The 23690-nt window shown below is 71.8% G+C and carries 19 protein-coding genes, 1 rRNA gene, 2 pseudogenes and 1 riboswitch; of the genes and pseudogenes, 7 read left to right on the top strand and 15 right to left on the bottom strand.

Features of this window, described 5'->3' with window-relative positions; all coding sequences use genetic code 11:
• Window positions 1–84 precede the first annotated feature (84 nt).
• A complete protein-coding gene (locus ACWCXH_RS21890) occupies window positions 85–786 on the top strand; it encodes a dienelactone hydrolase family protein (protein WP_449803104.1) in 702 nt (233 codons plus the stop codon).
• A 24-nt stretch (window positions 787–810) separates the two neighbouring features.
• Window positions 811–1353, top strand: a pseudogene (locus ACWCXH_RS21885) (HAD domain-containing protein); the annotation flags it as partial.
• 67 nt (window positions 1354–1420) lie between these two features.
• Here ACWCXH_RS21885 and ACWCXH_RS21880 read toward each other — a convergent pair.
• The gene (locus tag ACWCXH_RS21880; RefSeq protein ID WP_449803103.1) at window positions 1421–2209 is read right to left on the bottom strand and encodes a CPBP family intramembrane glutamic endopeptidase; all 789 of its coding nucleotides are present in this window, start codon (window positions 2207–2209) and stop codon (window positions 1421–1423) included.
• A 110-nt stretch (window positions 2210–2319) separates the two neighbouring features.
• On the bottom strand, window positions 2320–3825 hold the full coding sequence (locus ACWCXH_RS21875) for a glutamate--cysteine ligase (RefSeq protein ID WP_449803102.1): 1506 nt from the start codon (window positions 3823–3825) through the stop codon (window positions 2320–2322).
• A 367-nt stretch (window positions 3826–4192) separates the two neighbouring features.
• Here ACWCXH_RS21875 and ACWCXH_RS21870 point away from each other — a divergent pair, with 367 nt between their 5' ends.
• Both ACWCXH_RS21870 and ACWCXH_RS21865 read left to right on the top strand, forming a co-directional pair.
• Window positions 4193–4765, top strand: coding sequence for a hypothetical protein (locus ACWCXH_RS21870; RefSeq protein ID WP_449803101.1), 573 nt, complete (start codon window positions 4193–4195; stop codon window positions 4763–4765).
• Window positions 4766–5114: 349 nt separating this feature from the next.
• Window positions 5115–5306, top strand: a complete 192-nt coding sequence (locus ACWCXH_RS21865) for a DUF5999 family protein (RefSeq protein ID WP_449803100.1) — start codon at window positions 5115–5117, stop codon at window positions 5304–5306.
• Between the two features lie 191 nt (window positions 5307–5497).
• On the opposite strand, the gene gcvP is transcribed toward ACWCXH_RS21865, so the two are convergent.
• Complete coding sequence (gene gcvP / locus ACWCXH_RS21860; RefSeq protein ID WP_449803099.1) at window positions 5498–8398, bottom strand: aminomethyl-transferring glycine dehydrogenase; 2901 nt, start codon at window positions 8396–8398, stop codon at window positions 5498–5500.
• Between the two features lie 240 nt (window positions 8399–8638).
• Window positions 8639–8742: riboswitch (glycine riboswitch) on the bottom strand.
• 221 nt (window positions 8743–8963) lie between these two features.
• On the opposite strand from gcvP, the pseudogene ACWCXH_RS21855 reads away from it, so the two are divergent.
• The 3 genes and pseudogenes from ACWCXH_RS21855 to ACWCXH_RS21845 form a co-directional block, all read left to right on the top strand.
• Window positions 8964–9335: pseudogene (locus tag ACWCXH_RS21855) on the top strand (PRC-barrel domain-containing protein); the annotation flags it as partial.
• Between the two features lie 24 nt (window positions 9336–9359).
• On the top strand, window positions 9360–10061 hold the full coding sequence (locus ACWCXH_RS21850) for a YsnF/AvaK domain-containing protein (RefSeq protein ID WP_449803214.1): 702 nt from the start codon (window positions 9360–9362) through the stop codon (window positions 10059–10061).
• 177 nt (window positions 10062–10238) lie between these two features.
• Window positions 10239–11735, top strand: a complete 1497-nt coding sequence (locus ACWCXH_RS21845; protein WP_449803098.1) for an MFS transporter — start codon at window positions 10239–10241, stop codon at window positions 11733–11735.
• A gap of 151 nt (window positions 11736–11886) precedes the next feature.
• Here the strand turns inward: ACWCXH_RS21845 and ACWCXH_RS21840 are convergent, their stop codons facing one another.
• The 12 genes from ACWCXH_RS21840 to rrf all read right to left on the bottom strand — a co-directional run.
• Window positions 11887–13299: a DNA polymerase IV gene (locus ACWCXH_RS21840; RefSeq protein ID WP_449803097.1), complete on the bottom strand. Its 1413-nt coding sequence runs from the start codon at window positions 13297–13299 to the stop codon at window positions 11887–11889.
• A gap of 87 nt (window positions 13300–13386) precedes the next feature.
• Window positions 13387–14103, bottom strand: a complete 717-nt coding sequence (locus ACWCXH_RS21835; protein ID WP_449803213.1) for a SanA/YdcF family protein — start codon at window positions 14101–14103, stop codon at window positions 13387–13389.
• A gap of 99 nt (window positions 14104–14202) precedes the next feature.
• The gene (locus tag ACWCXH_RS21830; protein WP_449803096.1) at window positions 14203–14847 is read right to left on the bottom strand and encodes a MerR family transcriptional regulator; all 645 of its coding nucleotides are present in this window, start codon (window positions 14845–14847) and stop codon (window positions 14203–14205) included.
• A gap of 224 nt (window positions 14848–15071) precedes the next feature.
• The gene (locus tag ACWCXH_RS21825) at window positions 15072–15548 is read right to left on the bottom strand and encodes a bifunctional nuclease family protein (protein ID WP_449803095.1); all 477 of its coding nucleotides are present in this window, start codon (window positions 15546–15548) and stop codon (window positions 15072–15074) included.
• A 73-nt stretch (window positions 15549–15621) separates the two neighbouring features.
• The gene (ftsR, locus tag ACWCXH_RS21820; RefSeq protein ID WP_449803212.1) at window positions 15622–16320 is read right to left on the bottom strand and encodes a transcriptional regulator FtsR; all 699 of its coding nucleotides are present in this window, start codon (window positions 16318–16320) and stop codon (window positions 15622–15624) included.
• Between the two features lie 173 nt (window positions 16321–16493).
• On the bottom strand, window positions 16494–17036 hold the full coding sequence (locus ACWCXH_RS21815; protein ID WP_449803094.1) for an FHA domain-containing protein: 543 nt from the start codon (window positions 17034–17036) through the stop codon (window positions 16494–16496).
• 559 nt (window positions 17037–17595) lie between these two features.
• Entirely contained in the window at window positions 17596–18681 is a 1086-nt protein-coding gene (locus ACWCXH_RS21810) for a DUF881 domain-containing protein (protein ID WP_449803093.1), read from the bottom strand.
• Between the two features lie 31 nt (window positions 18682–18712).
• Complete coding sequence (locus ACWCXH_RS21805) at window positions 18713–19045, bottom strand: small basic family protein (protein ID WP_266273207.1); 333 nt, start codon at window positions 19043–19045, stop codon at window positions 18713–18715.
• Window positions 19042–20100 (bottom strand): DUF881 domain-containing protein, encoded by a 1059-nt coding sequence (locus ACWCXH_RS21800; RefSeq protein ID WP_449803092.1) that lies wholly within the window; start codon window positions 20098–20100, stop codon window positions 19042–19044. Before ACWCXH_RS21800 ends, ACWCXH_RS21805 begins: the two co-directional genes overlap by 4 nt.
• 166 nt (window positions 20101–20266) lie before the next feature.
• Window positions 20267–22762, bottom strand: coding sequence for a sugar phosphate nucleotidyltransferase (locus ACWCXH_RS21795; protein ID WP_449803091.1), 2496 nt, complete (start codon window positions 22760–22762; stop codon window positions 20267–20269).
• A gap of 124 nt (window positions 22763–22886) precedes the next feature.
• Window positions 22887–23507, bottom strand: coding sequence for a CDP-alcohol phosphatidyltransferase family protein (locus tag ACWCXH_RS21790; protein WP_449803090.1), 621 nt, complete (start codon window positions 23505–23507; stop codon window positions 22887–22889).
• A gap of 96 nt (window positions 23508–23603) precedes the next feature.
• A 5S ribosomal RNA gene (gene rrf, locus ACWCXH_RS21785) occupies window positions 23604–23690 on the bottom strand; the annotation flags it as partial.

Raw genomic sequence — 23690 nt, 5'->3', positions numbered from 1 at the left:
CGCACCCTCCGGCCCGACGTCCCCCTCCCGATGCCCCCGTCCCAACGACCGCCGCGCGCGGCCCCGACCCACTGAGAGGAAGCCATGCCTGACCAGGGCGGCTCCCGGCAGAACGTCACCTTCCCGAGCAACGGCCGCACCGCGCACGGCTACCTGGCCCGCCCGCCCCAGGGCGTCGGCCCGGGCCTGGTGGTGGTGCAGGAGTGGTGGGGCCTCACCTCCCACATCGCCACGATGGCCGACCGCTTCGCCGCCGAGGGGTTCACCGTCCTCGCGCCCGACCTGTTCGGCGGCGCCACGACCCACGACAGCGCCGAAGCCGCCCGCCTCAAGCGCGAACTGCCCGTCGAGCGCGCCGTGGCGGACCTCTCGGGCGCCGTCGACCACCTGCTCTCGCTGGACGGCGTCATCGGCGACGCGGTCGGCGTGGTCGGCTTCTGCATGGGCGGCGGCTTCGCGCTGCTCCTGGCCGCCCGCGCGGGCGACAAGGTGGCCGCCGCCGTCCCCTTCTACGGGCTCCCGCCCGACCCGGACTTCGACTACCGCGGCCTCACCGCCCACGTCCTCGGCCACTTCGGCGAACACGACCGCTCCATCCCGATGACCGCCGTCGACGAGGCCGCGACCCGCATCGGCGAGGCCACCGACATCCGCCCCGAGATCCACTTCTACCCCGCCGGACACGCCTTCATGAACGACGAGAACCCGCTCGGCACCTACGACCCCCTCCAGGCCCGCACCGCCTGGCGCCGCACCCTCACCTTCCTCCGGGGCCACCTCGGGTAGGGCTCGACCTCGAATGAGCGCCCCATGCGCCCCGCGTGCGCCCGCCGGTACGCAACCACCGGTGTGCGCGGTTCGTCCGACGAGTCGAGTCGATCACCGCCACCTGGGGGGCCACTGGTGCCGAAGCCGCTGCTGTTCCTGGACGTCGACGGCGTCCTCAACCCGGTCTGCCCCCACCCGGACGCCGGGTTCGACGCCCACACCCTGGTCGGCTACTCCGTCCTGCTCTCCGCCCGCCACGGCGACTGGCTGCGCGAACTCGCCGACACGTACGAGCTGGTGTGGGCCACCACCTGGGAGGAGCACGCCAACACCCACATCGCCCCCGCGATCGGCCTGCCCGAGCTCCCGTTCGTCCGCTTCACCGGCTACGTCCCGCAGGCCGGCGACCCGCGCGTCCCCCTCATGGAGCTGTTCTCCGCCCGCAAGTGGGCCCCACTGCTGCGGTACGCCGGAGGCCGCCCGTTCGCCTGGGTGGACGATGTCATCCCCCGGCGCCTGGTCCGCAGTTCCTTCTGGCGCCGCGACCGCCTCCTCATGCCGGTCGACCCCGGCCAGGGCCTGGAACGCCACCACGTCGACCGCCTCCTCACCCGCCCGCCCCGCACCCAGGTCAGGCTCCCCCTCAACCCCGTCAAGGGGTCGGCAGCCAACCGACCCGCCCGGCCAGCAGCGCGTACCCGACGAAGGCCACCGTGTCGATCAGCGCGTGCGCCACCACCAGCGGCATCACCCGCCCCCACCGCCGGTACGCCAGGCAGAACACCGCGCCCATGACCATGTTGCCGACCAGCCCGCCCACCCCCTGGTACAGGTGGTACGTGCCGCGCAGCACCGAACTCGCCACCACCGCCGCCGGCCACGACCACCCCAACTGCCCGAGCCGGCGCAGCAGGTAGCCGAGGACGACGACCTCCTCCAGGATCGCGTTCTGCCACGCGGACAGGACGAGCACCGGCACCCGCCACCACACGTCCGGCAGCCCCGACGGCGCCACCTTCAGGTTGAACCCGGCCGCCTGCGAGGCCAGGTACAGCAGCAGCCCGGACCCGCCGATCGCGGCGGCGACGGCCGCGCCCCGCCCGAGGTCGCGCAGCTTCTGCCGCAGGTCGAAGCCCAGTATCCGCAGCGCGGCGCCCTCGCGCACCAGCAGGTGGCCGACCAGCACGACCGGCATCAGCCCGCGCCCGATGTAGTACAGCTGCCACACCAGGTCGAGCCACGGCCGCCCGGGCGCCCGCGAACCGTTCAGCGTCGCGACCTGTCGGCCGAGCGCGAGCGGCGCCGTGAGCGAGCCCGCGAAGTCGATCACCGCGCTGATGCCGCTGGCCCCGAGCGACAGCCCGAGGACGATCAGCAGCTCGGCGCCGAGCAGGCGGCGCGTGGGCAGCACGGTCTGCGGTTCGGTCGGGACGGTGGTCACGGGCGAGCTCCAGCCCAGCGGTCGGCGCTCCGGTGGTCGGCCGACCACCGGAGCGCTCATCCTGACACAGCCACCACGTCACCCGACCAGGGCCGGCCCTGCGGGCGGACTCACCCCACCGGCCACGTGTGCACCGGCTCGCCGCCCCGCATGTGCTCGATGTACCGCCGGGTCATCGCCGCGAGCGCCGCCGACCGGTCCATCCCGTACTGCTCCCGCAACCGGTGGAAGGTCGCGCTCTGCCAGGCCGCGCCGTTGGTCCGCCGCAGACACCGCTGCTCGATGATCCCCAGGTAGCGGTCCCGATCGGCCGGCTCCACGCCCCACTCGTCCAGCCCCTGGTACGCCATCGGCAGCAGCTCGCCCAGCACCAGGTCGACGGCGGAGACCGTGGTCAGCCCGCCGCCGCGCCCGGCCCGGCCCGACCGCGGCCACTGGAGGACGGCGTCGATGCCGTACCGCGCCGCCTGCCGGAAGTTCTCGTCCGCCCGCTCGAACGGCAGCCTGTTCCACACCGGCCGCGGCTGCTCGGCCAGCACCCGGACGAGCCCGTAGTAGAAGGCCGCGTTCGCCAGCGTGTCGGCCACCGTCGGCCCGGCCGGCAGCGCCCGGTTCTCCACCCGCAGGTGCGGCACACCGCCGCTCACGTCGTACACCGGCCGGTTCCACCGGTAGATCGTCCCGTTGTGCAGCCGCATCTCCGCCAGCCGCGGCGCGCCGCCGGAGGCCAGCACCTTCAGCGGGTCCTCGTCGTCGCAGATCGGCAGCAGTGCCGGGAAGTACCGCAGGTTCTCCTCGAACAGGTCGTACGCCGAGTCCACCCACCGCTCGCCGAACCACGTGATCGGCCGTACGCCCTGCGCCTTGAGCTCCGCCGAACGGGTGTCGCAGGCCTGCTGGAACAACACCGGCCGGGTCTCGCGCCACAGCTCCCGCCCGAACAGGAACGGCGAGTTCGCGCCTAGCGCGAGCTGCGGCCCGCAGATCGCCTGGGCCGCGTTCCACACGGAGGAGAACCGCTGCGGCGTCACCTGGAGGTGCAGCTGCAGCGAGGTCGCCGCCGCCTCCGCCACCATGGTGATCGAGTCCAGCTGGAGGCGCTCGACACCCTCGATGTCCAGCGAGATGTCCTCACCGCGGGCGGCCAGGATCTGGTCGCTCAGCAGGCTGTACCGCTGGTTGTGGGACATCGCGTCCAGCCCGGTGTGGTCGTGCTCCAGGGTCGGCAGGATGCCCACCATGACGATCCGCGCGCCCGCCTCGGCCGCCCGCCGGTCGGCGTAGCGCAGCCCGGTGTCGATCTCCTCGCGCAGTTCCTCGAAGACGTGCCCGCACAAGCGGTGCGGTGCGATGTTCACCTCGATGTTGAACCGGCCCAGCTCGGTCTGGAAGTCGCTGGAGCCGATCGAGCTCAGCACCTGCGCGTTGCGCATCACCGGCAGGCCCTGCTCGTCGGCCAGGTTGAGCTCGATCTCCACGCCCATCACCGCGCGCGGCCGGTCGAAGCGGTCCTCGCGCAGCATCCGCCCCAGCGCGTCGAGGCAGGCCTGGAGCTTTCGTCGGTACAGCTGCCGGTCCGCCAGATCCGCGCGCGTCGCCACGACCTTCTCGCCCATGGTCCCCTCCTCCTGAGCCACCGGCCGACCGACCGTGCCAGACATCATGCCCACCCGGAAGATCGATACCCGAAGGCGTGTACGGGCTTGCAATGCAAGGAAACTGACGACTATTCATCGCATCTGCCGACTTGCCCGGCGCCACCGCCTGTGATAAACAGGTCACCCTGCGCACCTGTTCGATAGAATTCGCACTGCGCTCCGGCCGGTCCGCTCCCCGCCCCGAGGCCCCGTCCAGGGCGGCGACCGCGCCGGCACCGCGATCCTGCACAACCGGACACGGCCAGGTCCCGTCACCGATGACACACCGCGCCACGCCGGTATGCCGCACTCGCACGCCGATCTCGCACGGAGAGGCGACCTCGCCATGACTCTGCAGACCCCGCAACCCCCACCCAGCGCCCTGCGCGCGGTCCTCGCCGCACTCGACTCGGAGACCGCGCTGCGCCAGCCCGCCGCCGCAGCGCTGCGCCACCCGGCCGGCCCCCTGCTGCCCGCGCACCCGCTCGCCGTCCACGTCCTGGACGGCCCGCGCCCCGAGCTCACCGCCGCCCGGCGGACGGGCTGGCGCTTCCTGATCAAGGACGGCGCCGACGTGGCCGCCGCGGCCGAGGTGGTGCTGGACATCGAGGGCCACACGTTCTCCCACTTCACCGCCGGCCCCTACCTGGACTCCACCGTCCGGGCGCTGCGCCAGGCCTGGCAGCTGGCGCAGGGCTCCCGGGTCCGCCACCAGCCCAGACTGCTGACCTTCCCGGGCCAGTACGCGACGGCGCTCTGGCTGCACAGCGCCGACGCCGGCCCGAGCGCCGACCTGCTGATCCCGCTCGCCCCGGCCCCCCTCGGCGTCACCGCGCACCGCGCGTACCCGGCCGCCGAGCTCCTCCCCCTGCTCGCCCGCGCCCCGCTCGTCAAGCCGCTGCTCCTCGGCACCCCCTGATCCGCGATCCCGCCCCCGCGGCCCCTCACTCACCCGAACAGGTCACCGTCCATGGCCCTGACGGGTCACCTTGCGCCTGACCCGCCTGTGCGCGATTCCCGGCCAGGCCCACCTGAACGGGTGATCTCTGCCCGGGAGTTGTGGCGCATGTCACGAAATTGCTGCGCGCACGTCCGCGGATGCCGACACTGGGAACCAGCGTGGAAGGACCACCTGTCCTACCCACTTGAGCGCCGCTCAACACCTGGTCGGCGCGCGGACAGGATCCGACTCACGCCGCGGTTCCCGACGGTTCGCCGTCGGCGACCGCACCACGGGGAGGATCGCAGAGCGAAGCGAGGGTACGCGTATGTGCCAGCACCGTCCTGAGTGCCCGTCGGCCGAGTCCGAGGACCGCGAGGCGGCCGTGCCGGTGGCCTGCCACCCGGAGCAGGGCTGGAGCCTGCTCTGCAACGGCGTCGTCCTGTTCGAGGACACCGGAGAGCTGCTGCCCGACGGCCGGGTGATCGCCCCGCGCCGCCCGGTCGCCCGCGCGGCCTGACCTCGCGGTCCGACCGCACCAACGAGGCCGCACCAACGCGGCCGCACCAACGCGGCCGCACCAGCGCGGCAGTTCCGGCGGGGCAGCCGCCACCGAACGAAACGGGCAGGGCCCCGGCCGAACTCCCCCGGCCTTCGGCCGGGAGGTTCCCCATCGCCGGGGCCCTGCCACACACACCTACCGCGAACGGCTCAGACGCCGTACTCGTCCAGCGGCGGGCACGAGCAGACAAGGTTGCGGTCGCCGTACGCGCCGTCGATCCGGCTGACCGGCGGCCAGTACTTGTCCGCCGGGTTCACGCCCGCCGGGAACGCGGCCTCCTGCCGCGAGTAGCCGTGCGCCCAGTCGCCGGCCAGCGTGCCGGCGGTGTGCGGGGCGTTGCACAGCGGGTTGTCGTCGGCCGCCCACTCGCCCGAACCGACCTTGTCGATCTCGGCGCGGATGGCGATCATCGCGTCGCAGAACCGGTCGATCTCGTGCAGGTCCTCGGACTCGGTCGGCTCGATCATCAGCGTGCCGGCCACCGGGAACGACATCGTCGGCGCGTGGAAGCCGTAGTCGATCAGGCGCTTGGCGATGTCGTCCACCGTCACGCCCGTCTCCTTGGTGAGCGGACGCAGGTCGATGATGCACTCGTGCGCGACCAGCCCGCCCGGGCCGGTGTAGAGCACCGGGAAGTGCGGGGCCAGGCGCTTGGCGATGTAGTTGGCGTTCAGCACCGCGACCTGGGTCGCGTGCTTGAGGCCCTCGCCGCCCATCAGCCGGACGTACGCCCAGGAGATCGGCAGGATCGCGGCCGAGCCCCAGGGCGCGGCCGAGATCGGGCCGACGCCGGTGGCCGGACCGGCCTGCGCCTGCAGCGGGTGGTTCGGCAGGTACGGCGCCAGGTGGGCGCGCACCGCGACCGGGCCGACGCCCGGACCGCCACCGCCGTGCGGGATGCAGAAGGTCTTGTGCAGGTTCAGGTGCGAGACGTCCGCGCCGAACTTGCCCGGCTTCGCGAGGCCGACCAGGGCGTTCAGGTTGGCGCCGTCCACGTACACCTGGCCGCCGGCCTCGTGCACCAGGCGGCAGATCTCGGTGATCTCGGTCTCGTACACGCCGTGGGTGGACGGGTAGGTGACCATCAGCACCGACAGGCTGTCGCGGTGCTGCTCGATCTTGGCCTTCAGGTCCTCGACGTCCACGTCGCCGTCGACGAGGGTCTTCACCACGACGACCCGCATGCCGGCCATCACGGCGGAGGCCGCGTTGGTGCCGTGCGCGGAGGACGGGATCAGGCAGACGTCGCGCTGGGTGTCGCCGTTGGCGTGGTGGTAGGCGCGGACGGCCAGCAGGCCGGCCAGCTCGCCCTGCGAGCCGGCGTTCGGCTGGATCGAGACGGCGTCGTAGCCGGTCACCTCGACCAGCTGCCGCTCCAGCTGGCGGATCAGGGTGAGGAAGCCCTGGGCCTGGTCGATCGGCGCGAACGGGTGCAGCTGGCCGAACTCCGGCCAGGTCACCGGCTCCATCTCGGTGGTCGCGTTGAGCTTCATGGTGCAGGAGCCCAGCGGGATCATGCCGCGGTCCAGCGCGTAGTCCCGGTCCGACAGACGGCGCAGGTAGCGCAGCATGGCGGTCTCCGAGCGGTGGCTGTGGAAGACCGGGTGGGTGAGGTACTCGTCCTCGCGCAGCAGCGCGGCGGGCAGCGCCTCGGCGGTCTCGGCAACCTCGACGGCGGGCACGCCGAACGCGGCCCAGACGCCGGCCAGGTGCTCGCGGGTGGTGGTCTCGTCGGTGGAGACCGAGATCCGGTCCTCGCCGTCCTGGTACACGTTGATGCCGTTGGCGCGGGCGGCGGCGGCGATCTCGGCGGCGCGGCCCGGGACGACGGCGGTGACGGTGTCGAAGAACTCGCCGTGCAGCAGCTCGACGTCGCCGGCCCGCAGGCCCTCGGCGAGGGCGGCGGCGTAGCGGTGGGTGCGGCGGGCGATGTCGGCCAGGCCGTCCGGGCCGTGGTAGACGGCGTACATCGAGGCCATGACGGCCAGCAGCACCTGGGCGGTGCAGATGTTGCTGGTGGCCTTCTCACGGCGGATGTGCTGCTCGCGGGTCTGCAGCGCCAGGCGGTAGGCGCGGTTGCCGTCCGCGTCGACGGAGACACCGACCAGGCGGCCGGGCAGCGAGCGGGCGTACTCGGCGCGCACCGACAGGTAGCCGGCGTGCGGGCCGCCGAAGCCCATCGGCACGCCGAAGCGCTGCGAGGTGCCGCAGGCGATGTCGGCGCCGAGCGAGCCCGGCGACTTGAGCAGGGTCAGCGCCAGCAGGTCGGCGGCGACCGCGACGATCGCGCCGAGGCCGTGGGCCTGCTCGATGACGGGGACGAGGTCGCGCACGACACCGGTGGCGCCCGGGTACTGGAGCAGCACGCCGAAGACGCCGCGCTCGGCGATCTCGGCCGGGATGCCCTCGGACAGGTCGGCGACGACGACCTCGACACCGGTCGGCACGGCCCGGGTGTTGATCACCGCGACGGTCTGCGGCAGGGTCTCGGCGTCGACCAGGAAGACGCCGCCCTTGACCTTGGTCACGCGGCGGGCCAGCGCCATCGCCTCGGCGGCGGCGGTGCCCTCGTCGAGCAGCGAGGAGCCCGAGGTGGGCAGGCCGGTCAGGTCGGAGACCAGGGTCTGGAAGTTGAGCAGCGCCTCCAGGCGGCCCTGCGAGATCTCCGGCTGGTACGGGGTGTACGCGGTGTACCAGGCCGGGTTCTCCAGGACGTTGCGCAGGATCACCGGCGGGGTGAAGGTGCCGTAGTAGCCCAGGCCGATCATCGGCTGGAGCACCTGGTTGCGGCCGGCCAGCTCGCGCAGCTCGGCGAGGACCTGGGCCTCGCTGCGGCCGGCGGGCAGGTCCAGGCCCGTGATGGAACGGATCGCCTCGGGCACGGCGGTGGTGGCGAGCTCGTCCAGCGAGCCGTAGCCGACCTGGGCCAGCATCTTCTCCTGCGCGGCGGCATCGGGGCCGATGTGGCGGCTCTCGAAGGGGCTGGCCTGCTCGAGCTCGGTGAGGGTGACGGCGCCGCTCGGGCGTCCCGCGTTCGACTGGGCGTTCATGGTGGTCGAGGCCTCCTGGTCACGGACCGGCGGGGGTACGCGCGCCGGCCGGCCGTCGCCGCTGCGGACAGCGGATGAGCCTGCGGCGGGCGGACCCGACAGGCCTCCCCCTCTGTCATCGGGACCTGAGAGCTTCGCCCGCGCGGTGCGCCGTGGGGCGCCCCGCCGGCTTGCACCGTCGGTGAGGGTGGTGGCCGTCGGCTCCCTCGCCGGCGGTCCTGCCCTGCTTTCCAGAGTGACCTACCCCACACGGTACGGATGCCTGAGAGATTCCGGGGAGGAGTTGCTCCTTCGGCGCCCCGACCAGCGGCTTTCGCCTTCGGGGACTCTCCCGAGCGGGCTCGGCGGTCGCCGCCCAGGGTACCAGCGGGAGCCCGTTCGATCACGGGTGTGTCTGGTCACGCGAGGTCTACGCGCGTCCCCCTGACGGCCCACCGCACAGCCCGTCCGGACGCGCCCCGCTCGCGCCCGTCCGGTTGATGGCTTTTGGTGTGAAGTGGCGGACGGCACGGGTGCTCCGGCCGTCCTGCGGGAGTTCCGCAGGCGCAGCGCACTGGAGGAAAGAGTGCAAACCGATATCGACCCCCAGGACCTCATCGGCCACAAGGCGGTCGACCGCAACGGAGACAAGATCGGCACGGTCGACGAGGTGTACCTGGACGACGCCACCGGCCTGCCCGAGTGGGCCGCCGTCCGCACCGGCATCTTCGGCCGGGACGCCTTCGTCCCGCTCACCACGAGCGAGTTCTCCGGCGACGAGCTCCGCGTGCCGTACGACAAGTCGCTGGTCAAGGACTCGCCGGACTTCGGCGTCGGCCAGCACCTGTCGCCGGCCCAGGAGCTGCAGCTCTACCGCTACTACGGCCTCGACGCCCCCGCGAACGGCCGTCCGGTGGGCGACGAGGCCGGATCCCGGAAGCCTGACCTCGACTTCGGCACCACCACGGCGGCCACCACCCCCATGACCACGCCCCCTTTCACCGCCGCTCCCACCTCGACTGCCCCGGAGGCCAACGTGCGGACCCTCGGCACCCCCGCGCCCGCCGCCGCCCCGACGGCGGCCACGAGCATGACCACGAGCACCCCCGCCCCGATGGTCGAGCCGAAGCCCCAGACCCCTCCGGCCCCCACCGCCGGCCCGGCCACCCCACCCCCCGCCCCGATGGTCGAGCCGAAGCCCCAGACCCCTCCGGCCCCCACCGCCGGCCCGGCCACCCCACCCCCCGCCGCCCCGGTCGAGATCACCTGCCGCGAGGAGCGAGTGGACATCACCACCGAGTGGCACGCCGTGGGCACGGCGAGGCTGCGCAAGTACGTGACGAGCGAGCAGGTCGAGCGCCGCGTCACGGTCGTCCGTGAGCGCGTCCGGGTGGAGCGGATGCCGGTCAGCGATGCCGAGCGCGCCTCACTCACCGCGAAGGACATCGCCGAGTCGGTCGAGTCGGTCACTCTCCGCGAGGAGCGCCCGGTGGTCCGCAAGTACCTTGCCCCGATCGAGCGCGTCCGCCTGGTCGTCGAGCGCTACACCGCCGAAGAGGTCATCAAGGACGAACTCCGCCGCGAACACGTCGAGGTCCACGACAACACCCCCACCGGCAACGGCACCAACGGCGCCAACGGCACCCCCACCCCCAACGGCACCCCCTTCCGCCCCCTCTCCTGAGCACCCCGCCCCGAAGGCTCCCGGCCCCACCGGGAGCCTTCGCCATGCCCGATCCCCACCCCCCAGCCCGCCACAGGCACCCCTTTGCCAAACCTTAACCACTCGATATTTGACACTCTGAAGTATCTCCCTGCATGGTTATTTCAGTTCATTCACTATGTACGGGAGGAAGCAACCGTGAGTGAGGCACCACAGCCCACCACCGCGGCCGAGAAGCAGAGCAGCGCCCGGGTCCTGCCGGCCCTCATCCTGGCGATGCTGTCGTTCAGCGTGGTGCAGACCGCGGTCGTCCCGATCCTGCCCTCGCTGGCCAAGGAACTGGACGTCTCCGGGTCCAACATCACCTGGCTGATGACGGCCAACCTGCTCTCCGCCGCCGTGCTGACTCCCCTCCTGGGCCGCTTCGGCGACCTCCGGGGCCGCAAGCCGATGCTGCTGATCTCGCTGGCCGGCCTGGTCGCCGGTTCGGCCCTGGCCGTCAGCACCCACTCGTTCAGCCTGCTGGTCGTCGCCCGCGTCCTCCAGGGCGCCGGCGGTGGCGTGATGCCGCTGGCGATCAGCATCGTCCGCGACGAGCTGCCCAAGCAGAAGGTGACCGGCGGCGTCGCCGCCATCAGCGCCTCGATGGGCGTCGGCTCCGGCCTCGGCCTGGTCGCCACCGGTCTCCTGCTGGAGCACTGGAACTACAAGTCGATCTTCTGGATGGGCCTGGTCTTCGGTCTGATCGCGGTCGCCCTGGTCGCCATCCGCGTCCCGTCCGACCCGGTCATCGACAAGGAGGGCGGCGCCGACCCGCTCGGCGCGCTCACCCTGGCCGGCTGGCTGTCCGCCCTGCTGGTCGCGGTCAGCCAGGGCAACCACTGGGGCTGGACCTCCACGAAGACCCTCGGCCTGTTCGCCGTCGCCGCCGTGGTCGCCCTGATCTGGGGCGTCATCGAGGTCAAGGTCGCGCACCCGCTGGTGGACCTGACCATGATGTCCCGCCCGGCCGTGGCCTTCACCAACCTGGCCGGCCTGCTGATCGGCTTCGGCATGTACGGCTCGTTCATGGTGATCAGCAACTTCGCCCAGACCCCGGAGAAGCTGGCCCACTACGGCTTCACCGCCACCGTGCTGCACGCCGGTGTCATGCTGCTGCCGTCCGCCATCGGCTCGATGGTGGCCGCCCCGCTCGGCGCCCTGCTGATCGCCCGCCGCGGCCCCCGTCTGCCGCTGGTCCTCGGCGGGGTCCTCGGTGCCGTCGCGATGGCCTACCTGGCCCTGCGCCACAGCCACGAGGGCGACATCTACACCGCCTCCGCCATCTTCGGCCTCGGCATCGGCCTCGCCTTCGCCGCGATGCCGGCCTACATCAACGGCGCCGTCCCGGTCGAGCAGAGCGGCATCGCCAACGGCATGAACTCCGTGCTGCGCACCGTCGGTGGCGCGATCGGCACCGCCGTCATGACCGCCATCCTCACCGGCGACACCATGAAGCTCCCGATCAAGATCCCGGTGCTGCTGCCCACCCTGGACGCCTACAAGCACGCCTTCTGGACCACGGCCGTGGTCTGCATCATCGCCGGTGTCGTCCCGTTCCTGATCCGCACCGCCAGGCCGGCCGCCGCGGTCACCGTCTCCGGTGCCCGGGCCGAGCAGAACCCCAGCGACAAGCTGGTCAAGACCGACGCCTGACGAGGCGTCCGCCCCCGCGCTCAGGGACAGGGCGCGGGAGCCCGGACCTCACGCGGTCGGGAGGGCATCGCGACCGCCCGAGGCCCGGCAACGGAACGCGGCCCCACCTGGTACTCCCCTTCCCGGTGGGGCCGCAACGCGTCCAGCCCCTTCAGTCGGCTTCCTCCCCGCCCACCTCGCCGTCGTCCCCGCCGCCCCAGTCCGCACCCTCGACCAGCGGCAGCGGCCGGGCCGGCGCCAGTCGAGGATCGTCCACCGAGAAGGTCCGCACCCGCCCCGGCTCGCTCCACGGCGTCTCGAACCGCACGGTCACCCGCCCGACCCCGCTCCCCTGCACCCACCCGGGCCCGTACTCCGCGTGGTGGACGTCCTGCCCGGGCAGCCAGCGCCGCAGGACGGGCGCCTCCGGCTCGTCTCCGGCCCCCGCGCCCTCGTCCCCGGCGTGCTCAAGCGCGGCCTCCTCCCGGACGGCCTGGGCGAACAGGTCCTCCTGCGTGTAGTCGGCCAGCTGCGAGACTCCGACGCCGAGCAGCCGCACCCCACCGGTGATGTCCACCTGGGAGGCCAGCCGGCGCGCCGTCTCGGTGATCACCGTCTCGTCGTCCGTCGGCCCGCGCAGCGTCTCCGAACGGGTCAGCGTCGAGAAGTCGAAGCGGCGGACCTTGAGCACCACCGTCCGTCCCGAGCGCCCGGCCGCCCGCAGCCGCCGCACGCACCGGGCGGCCAGCATCTCGACCTCGCGCAGCACGCGGTCCCGGTCAGCGAGGTCCACCTCGAAGGTGTCCTCCACCGACACCGACTTCGCGTCCTGGTCGGCCACCACGGGCCGGTCGTCCAGCCCTATCGACATGGCGTGGATGCCGGCGCCGTGCGCCTTCCCCAGCAGCTGGACGAGTTCCGCCTCCCCCGCGTCCGCGAGGTCGGCCACCGTGTTCAGCCCGGCCCGCCGCAGCACCTGCTCGGTGGCCGGCCCGATCCCGGGCAGCGCCCGCACCGGCATCGGGCCGAGCACGGCCCGCTCCTGCCCGGGCTCGATCAGCACCAGCCCGTCCGGCTTGGCCCGCTCGGAGGCGATCTTCGCCATCAGCTTGGACCCGGCCGCCCCGACCGACCCGGTCACCCCGGTGCGCCGACGGATGTCGGCCCGCAGGTCCTCCGCCAGCGCGAGCACCAGCCGTTCCCCGGTCCCGTGGTCCGCTCCGGCCAGCGCCGGTCCGTACGGGCCGGCCTCCAGGTCGACGAACGCCTCGTCCAGGCTCAGCGGCTGCACCAGCGGCGACAGCTCCCGCAGCAGGCCCATGACAATGTCGCTCACCTGCCGGTAGGCCTCGAACCGCCCGGTCAGGAAGGCCGCGTTCGGGCAGAGCCGACGGGCCTGCGCCATCGGCATCGCCGAGTGCACCCCGAACTTCCGTGCCTCGTACGAGGCGGTGGAGACCACCCCGCGCCCGCCGAGCCCGCCCACGATCACCGGCTTGCCGCGCAGGCTCGGCTTGGCCGCCTGCTCCACCGCCGCGAAGAAGGCGTCCATGTCGAGGTGGATGATGCTCGGCAGTGATCGCACGCGCCCGATCATGCCGCACGGGTCCGACAGTGCGTACGAACCGGGCCGCGCCCCGCCGCCACCGCAGGACGGACCCGCGCCCCGCCGCTACCGCCTGGCGGCCTGCGCCAGCGCCTTCGGGATGCCGTCCTCCTTGGGCCCGAGGAACACCGGGTCGGGCCGCAGCCAGGCGCTCAGCGCCGCCTTGCCCGCCCCCGGGACCTCCCGCAGGCCGCCGTACAGCCACGTCACGTCGTGCAGCTCCGGCACCCCGACGGCGTACGACCGGATCCCGGCCGCCTCGCACAGCGCCAGCGCCCGCCGGACGTGGAAGTCCTGGCTCACCAGCACCGCGCGGTCCACCCCGAAGATCCGGTGCGCCCGGGCGCAGGAGTCCCACGTGGTGAAGCCCGCGTAGTCCCGGACCACCCGACCCTCCGGGACCCCGTGTTCGACCAGGTAACGGAACATCGCGTCGGGCTCGCTGTACTCCACCCGCCCGTTGTCGCCGGTCACCAGGATCGCCTGGACCTTGCCCTCCCGGTACAGGTCCAGCGCCCCGACCAGCCGGTGCTCCAGGTAGGGCGTCGGCTTGCCCTGGTCCAGCCCGGCCCCGAAGACGATCGCCACCGGCGCCGACGGCGCGGACTCCACCGTGCCCACCCGGTCCCCCGCCGACAGCCACAGCCAGGAGATCGGCGCCAGCGCCACCGCGCAGCAGAGGACGGCCAGCTGGTAGATCCTGCGCTGCGTCCGCCGCTGCCGCAGCCGTACGCCCCACTGCCCGGCCCGGCGCCGCAGCAGGCCCGCTATCCCGGAGCCGATCCTCACGTGCCCTCCCTAGATCGTTTCACCAGGCACCACGACGAGGCCGCGGGCCCGGACGGTTCCCCGTCCGGGCCCGCGGCCTCGTCAGTCCGGTTGTCAGACCGCCCGATTGCGGCGCTGGGCGAGTTCGTCCGCCGGGTCGTGCCCGAGCAGCGTCTCACCGGTGTCCGTCCGCTCGGCGTGCAGGCGCCCGAGGGTGAGCTCCAGCTCCTGGCAGACCGCCCCCACCGCGATGCCGAACACACCCTGACCGCCCTTCAGCAGGTCGACGACCTGCTGCGGCGTGGTGCACTCGTAGACCGTCGCACCGTCGCACATGAGTGTCAGCCCGGCGAGGTCGCCCTGGTCGGCCGACTGCAGGTGCGCGACGGCCACCCGGATGTTCTGCAGCGAGACGCCCACGTCGAGCAGCCGCTTGACGATCTTGAGCAGCAGGATGTCGCGGAAGCTGTAGAGCCGCTGACTGGTCGCCGGGTACGCCGAACGGACGCTGGGCTCCAGCAGCCCCGTCCGGGCCCAGTAGTCCAGCTGGCGGTACGTGATGCCGGCCGCCGCACAGGCCGTCGGGCCCCGGTAGCCGATGAGTTCGGAGGTCGGCGCCAGCCGCTCGATGGCCGGCTGGCCGGGCTGCACGGCCGGGAACCGGCCCACCCGGGGCAGGTCCGTCACGCTGCGAGCGGTGCGCGGCATGTGCACGGCGCACAGGCCTCCCACGGCCGCGTCATCGCCGGTGCTGCTCATGCCTACCTCCGTCCACTCGTGTTGCGGGCAACCCAGACTGCGGGCTTCGGGCACCCGGGCAGCCACTCCTGACGGTAGGCAGTCCTCTATGGCCCGTCAACGATCGCCACGCCGGGCCGGGCAAACCACGTCACTCAGGAGAGTGGTTTTTCGTGCCCCTAGTGTGGGTAGGTGGACGGTTTTTGGCAAAACGACAGCACGGCCAGTAGGCCGGCCCGTCCGCGCTACTGCGGACCACTGCCCCCGAAGTCCTCGGGCGACACCTGGTCGAGGAACTCGCGGAACTTCTCGACCTCGTCCTCCTGCTCGTCCGGGATCGCGATGCCCGCCTCCGCGAGCACCTCCTCGCTCCCGAAGATCGGCGTGCCGGTGCGCAGCGCGAGCGCTATCGCATCGGACGGCCGGGCGCTCACCTCGACCCCGCCGTCGAAGACCAGCTCGGCGTAGAACACGCCCTCCCGCAGGTCGGTGATCCGCACCTCGGTCAGCTGCTGGCCGAGCGCCTCCAGGACGTCCTTGAAGAGGTCGTGCGTCAGTGGGCGCACCGGGGTCATGCCCTGCTGCGCGAAGGCGATCGCGGTCGCCTCGCCGGGACCGATCCAGATCGGCAGGTACCTATCGCCCCCGACCTCCCGCAGCAGCACGATCGGCTGGTTGGAAGGCATCTCCACCCGGACACCCACGACGTCGAGCTCATTCACACAGCAACCCTATGGCTCTGGACCCGGATATGAAAGCGCAGACCCGACACCGCTGGTCAGCGGGGTGGGGTCGTCACGGGCGGGCCCGCAGACCGGCCTGGACCATGGCCGCGTGCAGCCGAACGGCCAGCGTGGCGAGCTCCCGGGCGGTGGCCTCGGCATGGGCTCTGGTCTGCGGGTTCCGGTGCCGGCGCAGCGGCGCCACCACCTGCTCGACGAGGGAGACCTCCCGGTCGGCGGCGGCCTTCATGGCCCGCAGGTGCCGCGGTTCCAGCCCGTACCGGCCGAGCTCCGCGACCAGCCGGGCCACCTGCAGCGCCTCGCCGTCGTACCCGCCGTCCGGCCCGGGCGCGACCAGCCCGTAGGCCTCCCACTCGGCCAGGTCGCCCTCGCCCGCCCCGGCGGCGGCCAGCAGCTCGGCCCGGCCCAGCCGGACACCGGACGACGCCTCGGCGGCGGCCACCAACTCCCGGTCCGCCTCCTCCAGCGGCCCGGGCCGGGCGTCGGCCGAGGGCGGCAGCGCGGGCGGTGCCTCCCCGCGCTCCATCGCGTCCAGGTGCTCGCGGATCACCCGCAGCGGCAGGTAGTGGTCACGCTGCATCCGCAGCACGTAGGCCAGCCGCTCGACGTCGGCCGGGCTGAACTTGCGGTACCCCGAGGGCGTGCGCTGCGGCTCGACCAGGCCCTCCGCCTCCAGGAACCTGATCTTGGAGATGGTGACCTCGGGGAACTCGTCGCGCAGGTGGGCCAGCACCGAGCCGATGCTGAGCAGTTCGTCGCCGCGGCGCCGTCCGCCCGGCCGCTCCGGCCGGACCGGCTGCCTGGGGCCCGCGACCACCCCGCGCCCGTCCCGGTCCGTCTGCGGACCGAAGGACGCGGGCCTGGCCGCCCCGAGAGATGAATCGGAGGTATTCGTACTCACTCGGGCTCCTGCCGACGTTGGGTTCAGTACCCCCGGTTGTGACCGGCGAAGAAGACCAGCCGGTACTTCCCGATCTGCACCTCGTCGCCGTTGTTCAGCGACACCTCGTCGATCCGCTCCCGGTTGACGTAGGTGCCGTTGAGGCTGCCCACGTCCGCGACGCTGAAGCCGGCCGGCGTGCGGCGGAACTCCACGTGCCGCCGCGAGACCGTCACGTCGTCCAGGAAGATGTCGCCCTGCGGGTGGCGGCCCGCGGTGGTGACGTCGGCGTCCAGCAGGAACCGGCTGCCCGAGTTCGGGCCGCGCTGCACGATCAGCAGCGCCGAGCCCGGCGGCAGCGCGTCGATCGCCGCCAGCACCTCGGCCGACAGGGCCGGCGTGGTGCCGGTGCCAGTCGTGGTGTTCGGGTCGTACGACTCCAGGCCGGAGATGGAGATGGTCGACGTGGTCTCCGCCGCGCCCTCCGGCAGTGCGCCACCGCGCAGTGCCGTACCGCAGTTGGAACAGAAGCGGGCCGCGGCCGGGTTCTGGTTACCGCACCGCGGGCACGGAGTGGGGCCAGCCATGTTCACAGCCTCCTGGCGCGGCACACCCGACGGGTTGTGCCCGGCGTACGGGTCCGGGGCAAACCCTCCACCAAAGGTTGAGGGTCCTGACTGGAAACCTATGCGCGGGTCGTCGGAAGGGTCAACCGACGCGCCGTAGCCCGTCGGATTCCCCGCGTACTGGGCGCCGCCGTCCCGGTACAGCTGCCGTTCCGCGTACTCCGCCGTCTCGGGGGCGGGGCGCATGCCGGGCACGGCGGGCTCGTCGTCAGACCGGCGATGGCGCGCGGTCGGCGCCTCGACGGCCGCGTCGTGGCCCTTGTTACGACCGAACAACTTCGAGAAGAAACTCACGGGCGAATCCCCTTGCGTGTGACAGACCCGCCCGCGGGGCAGGGTGAGAACCTCGGACAGGCTGCGGGCCCGGTCGTGGATCGGGCCGGCTGGAGTGGTACTCCGACGGTTGGTGCGGCGGTTCTTGCTCCGATGCGTGCTGGTACGACCCAGTCTCGCCCACGCCACGACGGCGCCCCGCACCGGGTGCCGCCCGCACGTGACGGGCCGTTCGCCAGGTGCCCCGTCACTTCGAAGCCGGCTTGGCGTACTGCGGCGTCTTGAGATCGACGATCGCGTCGACGACGACCTTCTGCGGGGTGGTGATCGTCGCCCGGGCCTGATGGCTCTCCAGCGTGCGGACGACACCTCCCGGAATGTTCAGCGCGGGCGTCAGGTCCTGCGGGTTCCCCACGACCGTGAAGCGGTACGGCTGCGACACCTTCTTGCCGTCGATCTGCACACCGCCGCCCGTCACGTCCGTGAAGTTGGTGTTGACCACCACGCGAACATCGTTGATCTGAATCGCCTCCGCCCCCGCTGCTCGGAGTTCCTGCAGGGTGTCCAGCAGCATATCTGCCTTCACCTGCCCTTGGGGATCATCGACAGTGAGTACGATGCCCGGACCTGTGGCTTTGACGGTCCCGGCGAGCACGCCGAGCTCCGTCTCCTTCTTCCTGGTCTGCTCCTGGGCCTCCTTGGCCTGGTTGGAGCTGTTCTCCAACTTGGCCAGGGACTGTTCCAGCTCCGCCTTCTCCTGCTGGAGACGCTGCTGACGGCTGTCCAGTTCGTCGAGGATCCGGACCAGGTCCTCCTGACGGGCGCCGCGCAGCTGGTTGTGGTGGTCGTTGGTCGAGCGCACCTGGATCGCCAGCGCCAGGCCGAGCGAGAAGAGCAGCAGCGCCACCACGAGCTGCCCGCGCGACAGCCGCGGCGGCCAGAGCGCGGCTTTCAGCCGCCGCCGCCCGGCGCTCCGGTCCGCCACCACGGGAGCGGGAGCGGGCTCGGACTCCGGCGCGGCGACGGGCTCCTCGGCCGGCTCTTCGTCGGGCTCAGGCGCGTGCTCCCGCCCCTCCTTCACCGCGGGCGCCGGCACCGGTTCCGGCTTGGCCTCGGGCTCCGGCGCGGACTCCTCGACGGGCGCCGCCTCGGACTCGCCCTCAAGCTCGGAATTCGCCGGCCGCTCCTCATCAGCGGACGGCTTCTCAGCACGCTCCGCGGCCTTCCCCTCGTCGACGGCCTTCTCGACAGCCTTCTCGACGGCCTCGGCGGCAGCTTCCTCGGAAACCTTCCAGGCTGGCTTCTCCTGCCCCGCCTTCGCCGCGCCGTCCATGTTCTCCTCCGCCGCCGTCCCGCGGCCCGGCTCAGGCACGGAAGACATGGCGCCGGATCGCCGCCGCGTTGGAGAAGATGCGGATGCCGAGGACGACGACCACACCCGTGGACAGCTGCGAACCGACGCCCAACTGGTCACCGAGGAACACGATCAGCGCCGCGACCACCACGTTCGACAGGAACGACACGATGAACACCTTGTCGTCGAAGATCCCGTCCAGCATCGCCCGGACACCGCCGAACACCGCGTCGAGCGCCGCCACCACCGCGATCGGCAGGTACGGCACGACGGCGTCCGGCACCTCGGGCTGGACGAAGAGACCGACGACCACCCCGATCACGAGACCCAGTACGGCAATCACGGTCTAGCTGCTCCTGTCGCTGTCGTGGTCCTGGTGGTGCTCCCGCCCGGCGGGCGCCGTTTCGCGTTCGCACCAGTCGCGGACGGTGAAACGGACGCGCTGGGGCTCTCCGAGGTTCCGGCCGTGGCCGACGGATTCGGGGTCGGGGTTGGTACGGCCGACGGCGTCGCCGTCGGCGAGGGCTCGGGAGTCACCGGCTGCGCCGTCCGCAGCGTCACACCCACCGCCGCGGGCAGCGTCAGGTTCTTCTGCGCCGACAGCGTCGACTTGATGCCGTACTTCTCCTGGAGCAGCCGCAGGTACTCCCCCGCCATGTCCTTCTCGAAGGCGTTGAGGAGCTTCGGCCCGTCCCCGATCGCCTGGATGGTGTACGGCGGCACCAGCGGCCGGTTGTCCACCAGCACGGCCTCACCCGCGGCCCGGATCGCCGACAGCGCCGTCAGCCGCTGCCCGTTGATCGAGACGGCCTCCGCGCCGTTCCCCCAGAGCCCGTTCACCACGAGCTGGAGGTCGCGGTCCCGCAGCCGGCCGCTGTTGGAGAAGCCCTGCCCGGCCCGCGGGTCGACGTTCCCCCCGCCGCCCGTCCCGGTGGCGTCCTCCAGGACGAGCTTCACACCCGGCCCGGTGACCTCTCCCAGGCCCACCAGGCCGGTCAGCCCGTCCGCGCCGGCGTCACCCGCGGGGAGCGCCTGGCGCTGCGCGCTGTCGACCCTCTGCCGGAGGTCCTGGACCTGCTGCTGGAGTTGGTCGGCCGCGGTGTTGCTGTCGTTGACCCGGTGGATCAGCGCGTCCCGCTCCTTGGCGAGCGTCGGCTCCGCCTTGTGCGCGTTCACCGCGCCGACCGTCAGCACGGTCCCCACCAGCGCCAGCCCCGCGCCCAGTGTGACCAGCCCCCGGAGCGTCACGGGTATCCGGCTGTCGCGCTCACCACCCCGCGCCGCGGCCGCTTCCGCGTAGCCCTCGTCCAGGCTGTGGTCCATCACGTTGGTCAGCAGGGACATCGAGGCGTCCGGACGGTTGTACCGTCCGTTGGTGGCACTCGGCGTCGCTGGCATGCGGACCATCGTCCCATGTCGGCGAAGGCCCTCATGCACAGCCCCTGACCGGCGCACACGACAGAAGGCGGCGGATCGCATCGAATGGTGTGAAAAGGGACAGCGGGGGCGTGCGAACCACTCCGCACACCCCCACCGTCACGCTACGGCGCCATCCGCCGCCCGGCTACCGCCCGGCGCCGTCGACCACCGCCGCCCACTCGTCCAGCAGCGCCTCGGTCGCCTCGTCGTCCGGACCCTCCGCCCACAGGTGGGTGATCGCCTCCGCCGGGTCCGGCAGCACCAGCGTCCAGCGCCCGTCCGCCTCGACGACGCGCACACCGTCCGTGGTGTCCAGCCGCCGGCTGCCCGCCGCCTCCACGACCGAGCGCATCACCATGCCCTTGGCCGCCCAGGGGGTCGCGATGTCCCGCCGCCGGATGTGCGCCTGCGGGATGCGTGCGTCGATCTGGCTCAGGGTGAGCTGCGTCCGCGCCACCAGCCCGACCAGCCGGACGAAGGCCGCGGCCCCGTCCAGCACCCCGCTGAACTCCGGCACGACGAACCCGCCGCGCCCGTCCCCGCCGAACACCGTGCCCTCGGCCGACGCCGCCTTCGCGAGGTCGTCCGGCGTCGTCGTGGTCCAGATGACCTGGGTGCCGTGGTACGCGGCGACCTGCTCGGCGATCCGGGTCGTCGTCACCGGCAGCGCCACCTGCCCGCTGCGCCGCTCGGCGGCCACCAGGTCCAGCAGTACCAGCAGCGCCCGGTCGTCGTCGATCACGCGCCCCAACTCGTCGACGAACGCGACGCGCTCACCGACCGGGTCGAAGCGGACCCCGAACGCCGCCCGGGACGACGCCACCAGCTCGCCGAGCCTGGCCAGCCCGGCCCGCCGCTCCTCCGCGTCCTCCGTCGGCCGCGCCTCGTCGAGCCCGCTGGAGACGGTGAGGGCCTCCACGCCGAGCCGACCGAGGATGCTCGGCAGAACGAGCCCCGCGCTGCCGTGCGCGGTGTCGACGACCACCTTCAGACCGGCCTCGCGGACCCCCGTGGTGTCGACGGTCCGCAGCAGGTTGCCCGCGTAGGAGTCGAAGACGCTGGACGGGAAGGTCAGGTCCCCGATCTCACCGGGGAAGGCCCGCCGGTACTCCTGGCGCGCGTACACACGGTCCAACTTGCGCTGCCCGGCCTGGGACAGGTCCGCCCCGCGCTCGTCGAAGAAAAGGATGTCCAGCGAGTCCGGCACCCCCGGCGTTGTCCGCAGGAAGATCCCGCCCGCACTCCCGCGCGCCGTGTGCTGCCGGGCGACCGGCATGGGCACGTTCTCCAGGTCGCGGACGTCGATCGCGGACGTCTGGAGCGCCGAGATCATCGCCCGTTTGAGCGCACGCGCACCACGCGAGTGGTCACGCGCAATGGTGACGGTCGCCCCCTTCTTCAGAGTCGTGGCGTACGCTCCGGCCAATCGAACGGCGAGCTCCGGGGTGATCTCGACGTTGAGGATTCCCGACACGCCCCGCACGCCGAACAGGTGCTCCTGCCCACGGGACTCCCAGATCACCGAAGTGTTGACGACGGCTCCGGCCTCGATCGTCTTGAACGGATAGACCCGGACGTTCGCCGCGATGATCGACTCCTCGCCGATCAGGCACTCGTCCCCGATCACCGCGCCGTCCTCGATCCGCGCGGCCCGCATCACGTCGGTGTTCTTGCCGACCACACAGCCGCGGAGGTTGCTCTGCGGCCCGACGTAGACGTTGTCGTGGACAACAGCACGGTGGAGGAAGGCACCGCGCTTGACGACCACGTTGCTGCCGAGCACGGTGTGCTCGCGGATCTCGACGCCGGCCTCGACCTTGGCGTAGTCCCCGATGTACAGCGGCCCGCGCAGCACCGCCTCGGGGTCCACCTCGGCGCCCTCGGCCACCCAGACACCCGGCGAGATCTCGAACCCGTCGATCTCGACGTCGACCTTGCCCTCCAGAACGTCCGCCTGGGCCTTGCCATAGCTCTCGTGGGTGCCCACGTCCTCCCAGTAGCCCTCGGCGACGTACCCGTAAACCCGCTTGCCCTCCTTCAGCAGCTGCGGGAAGACGTCACTCGACCAGTCCACCGACTCCCCCGCCGCGACGTAGTCGAAGACCTCGGGCTCCATCACGTAGATACCGGTGTTCACCGTGTCGGAGAAGACCTGCCCCCAGGTCGGCTTCTCCAGGAACCGCTCGACCCGCCCGTCGTCGTCGGTGATCGTGATACCGAACTCCAGGGGATTCGGCACCCTGGTGAGACAGACGGTGACCAGCGCGTTCTTGCTCCGGTGAAAGTCGATCAATTCGGAGAGGTTGAAGTCGGTCAGCGCGTCACCGGAGATCACCAGAAAGGAATCGTCCTTCAACGCGTCCTCGGCGTTCTTGACACTTCCCGCAGTGCCGAGTGGCGTCTCCTCGTGGGCATAGGTGAGGTGCATGCCCAGTTCCTCGCCGTCACCGAAGTAGTTCTTGACCAGTGACGCCAGGAACTGGACGGTGACGACGGTGTCGGAGAGGCCGTGCCGCTTCAGCAGCCGAAGCACGTGCTCCATGATCGGCCTATTGGCCACCGGAAGCAGCGGCTTCGGCATGCTGGAGGTCATCGGGCGGAGTCGGGTGCCTTCGCCCCCTGCCATTACAACGGCTTTCATTACGGGTGCGTCCTCCTTCGCGGTGCTGGACCTGCAGGCCCATCAAACCGTTCCAGAGGGTTCTCTACCCGGAAGGTATCGTCCGACGCACCGAGGCGCCGTGGCACTTCTCTCAGATCACGTCTCAGACCGTGGACGCGGAGCCCTTCGAGCTCGCCCGGACGATCCGTCGCGCCTGAACCGCGTAGAGAATAGCGGCCCACCAGTACAGCGTGGTCCCCCACCAGATGAAGGCCCAGCTCACCACCTCGGCCGGCCGCGCGATCCAGTTGTCGCCGCTGCCGAGGAGGAGAAGCGGAAACGCGTACATCAGATTGAAGGTCGCGGCCTTCCCCAGGAAACTCACCTGGAGCGGCCCGTATCCGTGCCGGTTGAGAATGGGCAGCAGCGCGGCGATGAAGAGCTCACGGGCGAGCAGAATGCCCGTCACCCACAACGGCAGAATCCCACGCCACGTCAAACCGAGCAGGGTGGACAGCACATAGAGCCGGTCGGCCAGCGGATCGAGCAGCTGCCCCACCCGGCTGATCTGTCCCCATCGCCGAGCGAGCTTTCCGTCCAGGTAGTCACTGACCCCGCTCAGCGCCAGGATGAGCAACGCCCAAAGGTCGTTGTTCGGCCCGCCGAACTTCGGCCAGAGAATGAGCCAGAGGAAGAGCGGAACGCCCACCAGCCGGCCCATGCTCAGCAAGTTGGGGATGGTGAGGACGCGATCGGTCTGGACCCGCGTCTCCTGGACCTCCACCCGGGGGCCTCCTGTCCCGTGCGATGACAATGCACATTGACCTTACAACAGAGAAGCCCCCGACCGGTCACCGGCGGGGGCTTCTCTCGAATGATTGTTCGGCGGCGTCCTACTCTCCCACAGGGTCCCCCCTGCAGTACCATCGGCGCTGTGAGGCTTAGCTTCCGGGTTCGGAATGTAACC

The sequence above is a fragment of the Kitasatospora sp. NPDC001660 genome (assembly GCF_053596725.1).
This window is presented reverse-complemented; position numbering and strand designations above follow the sequence as displayed.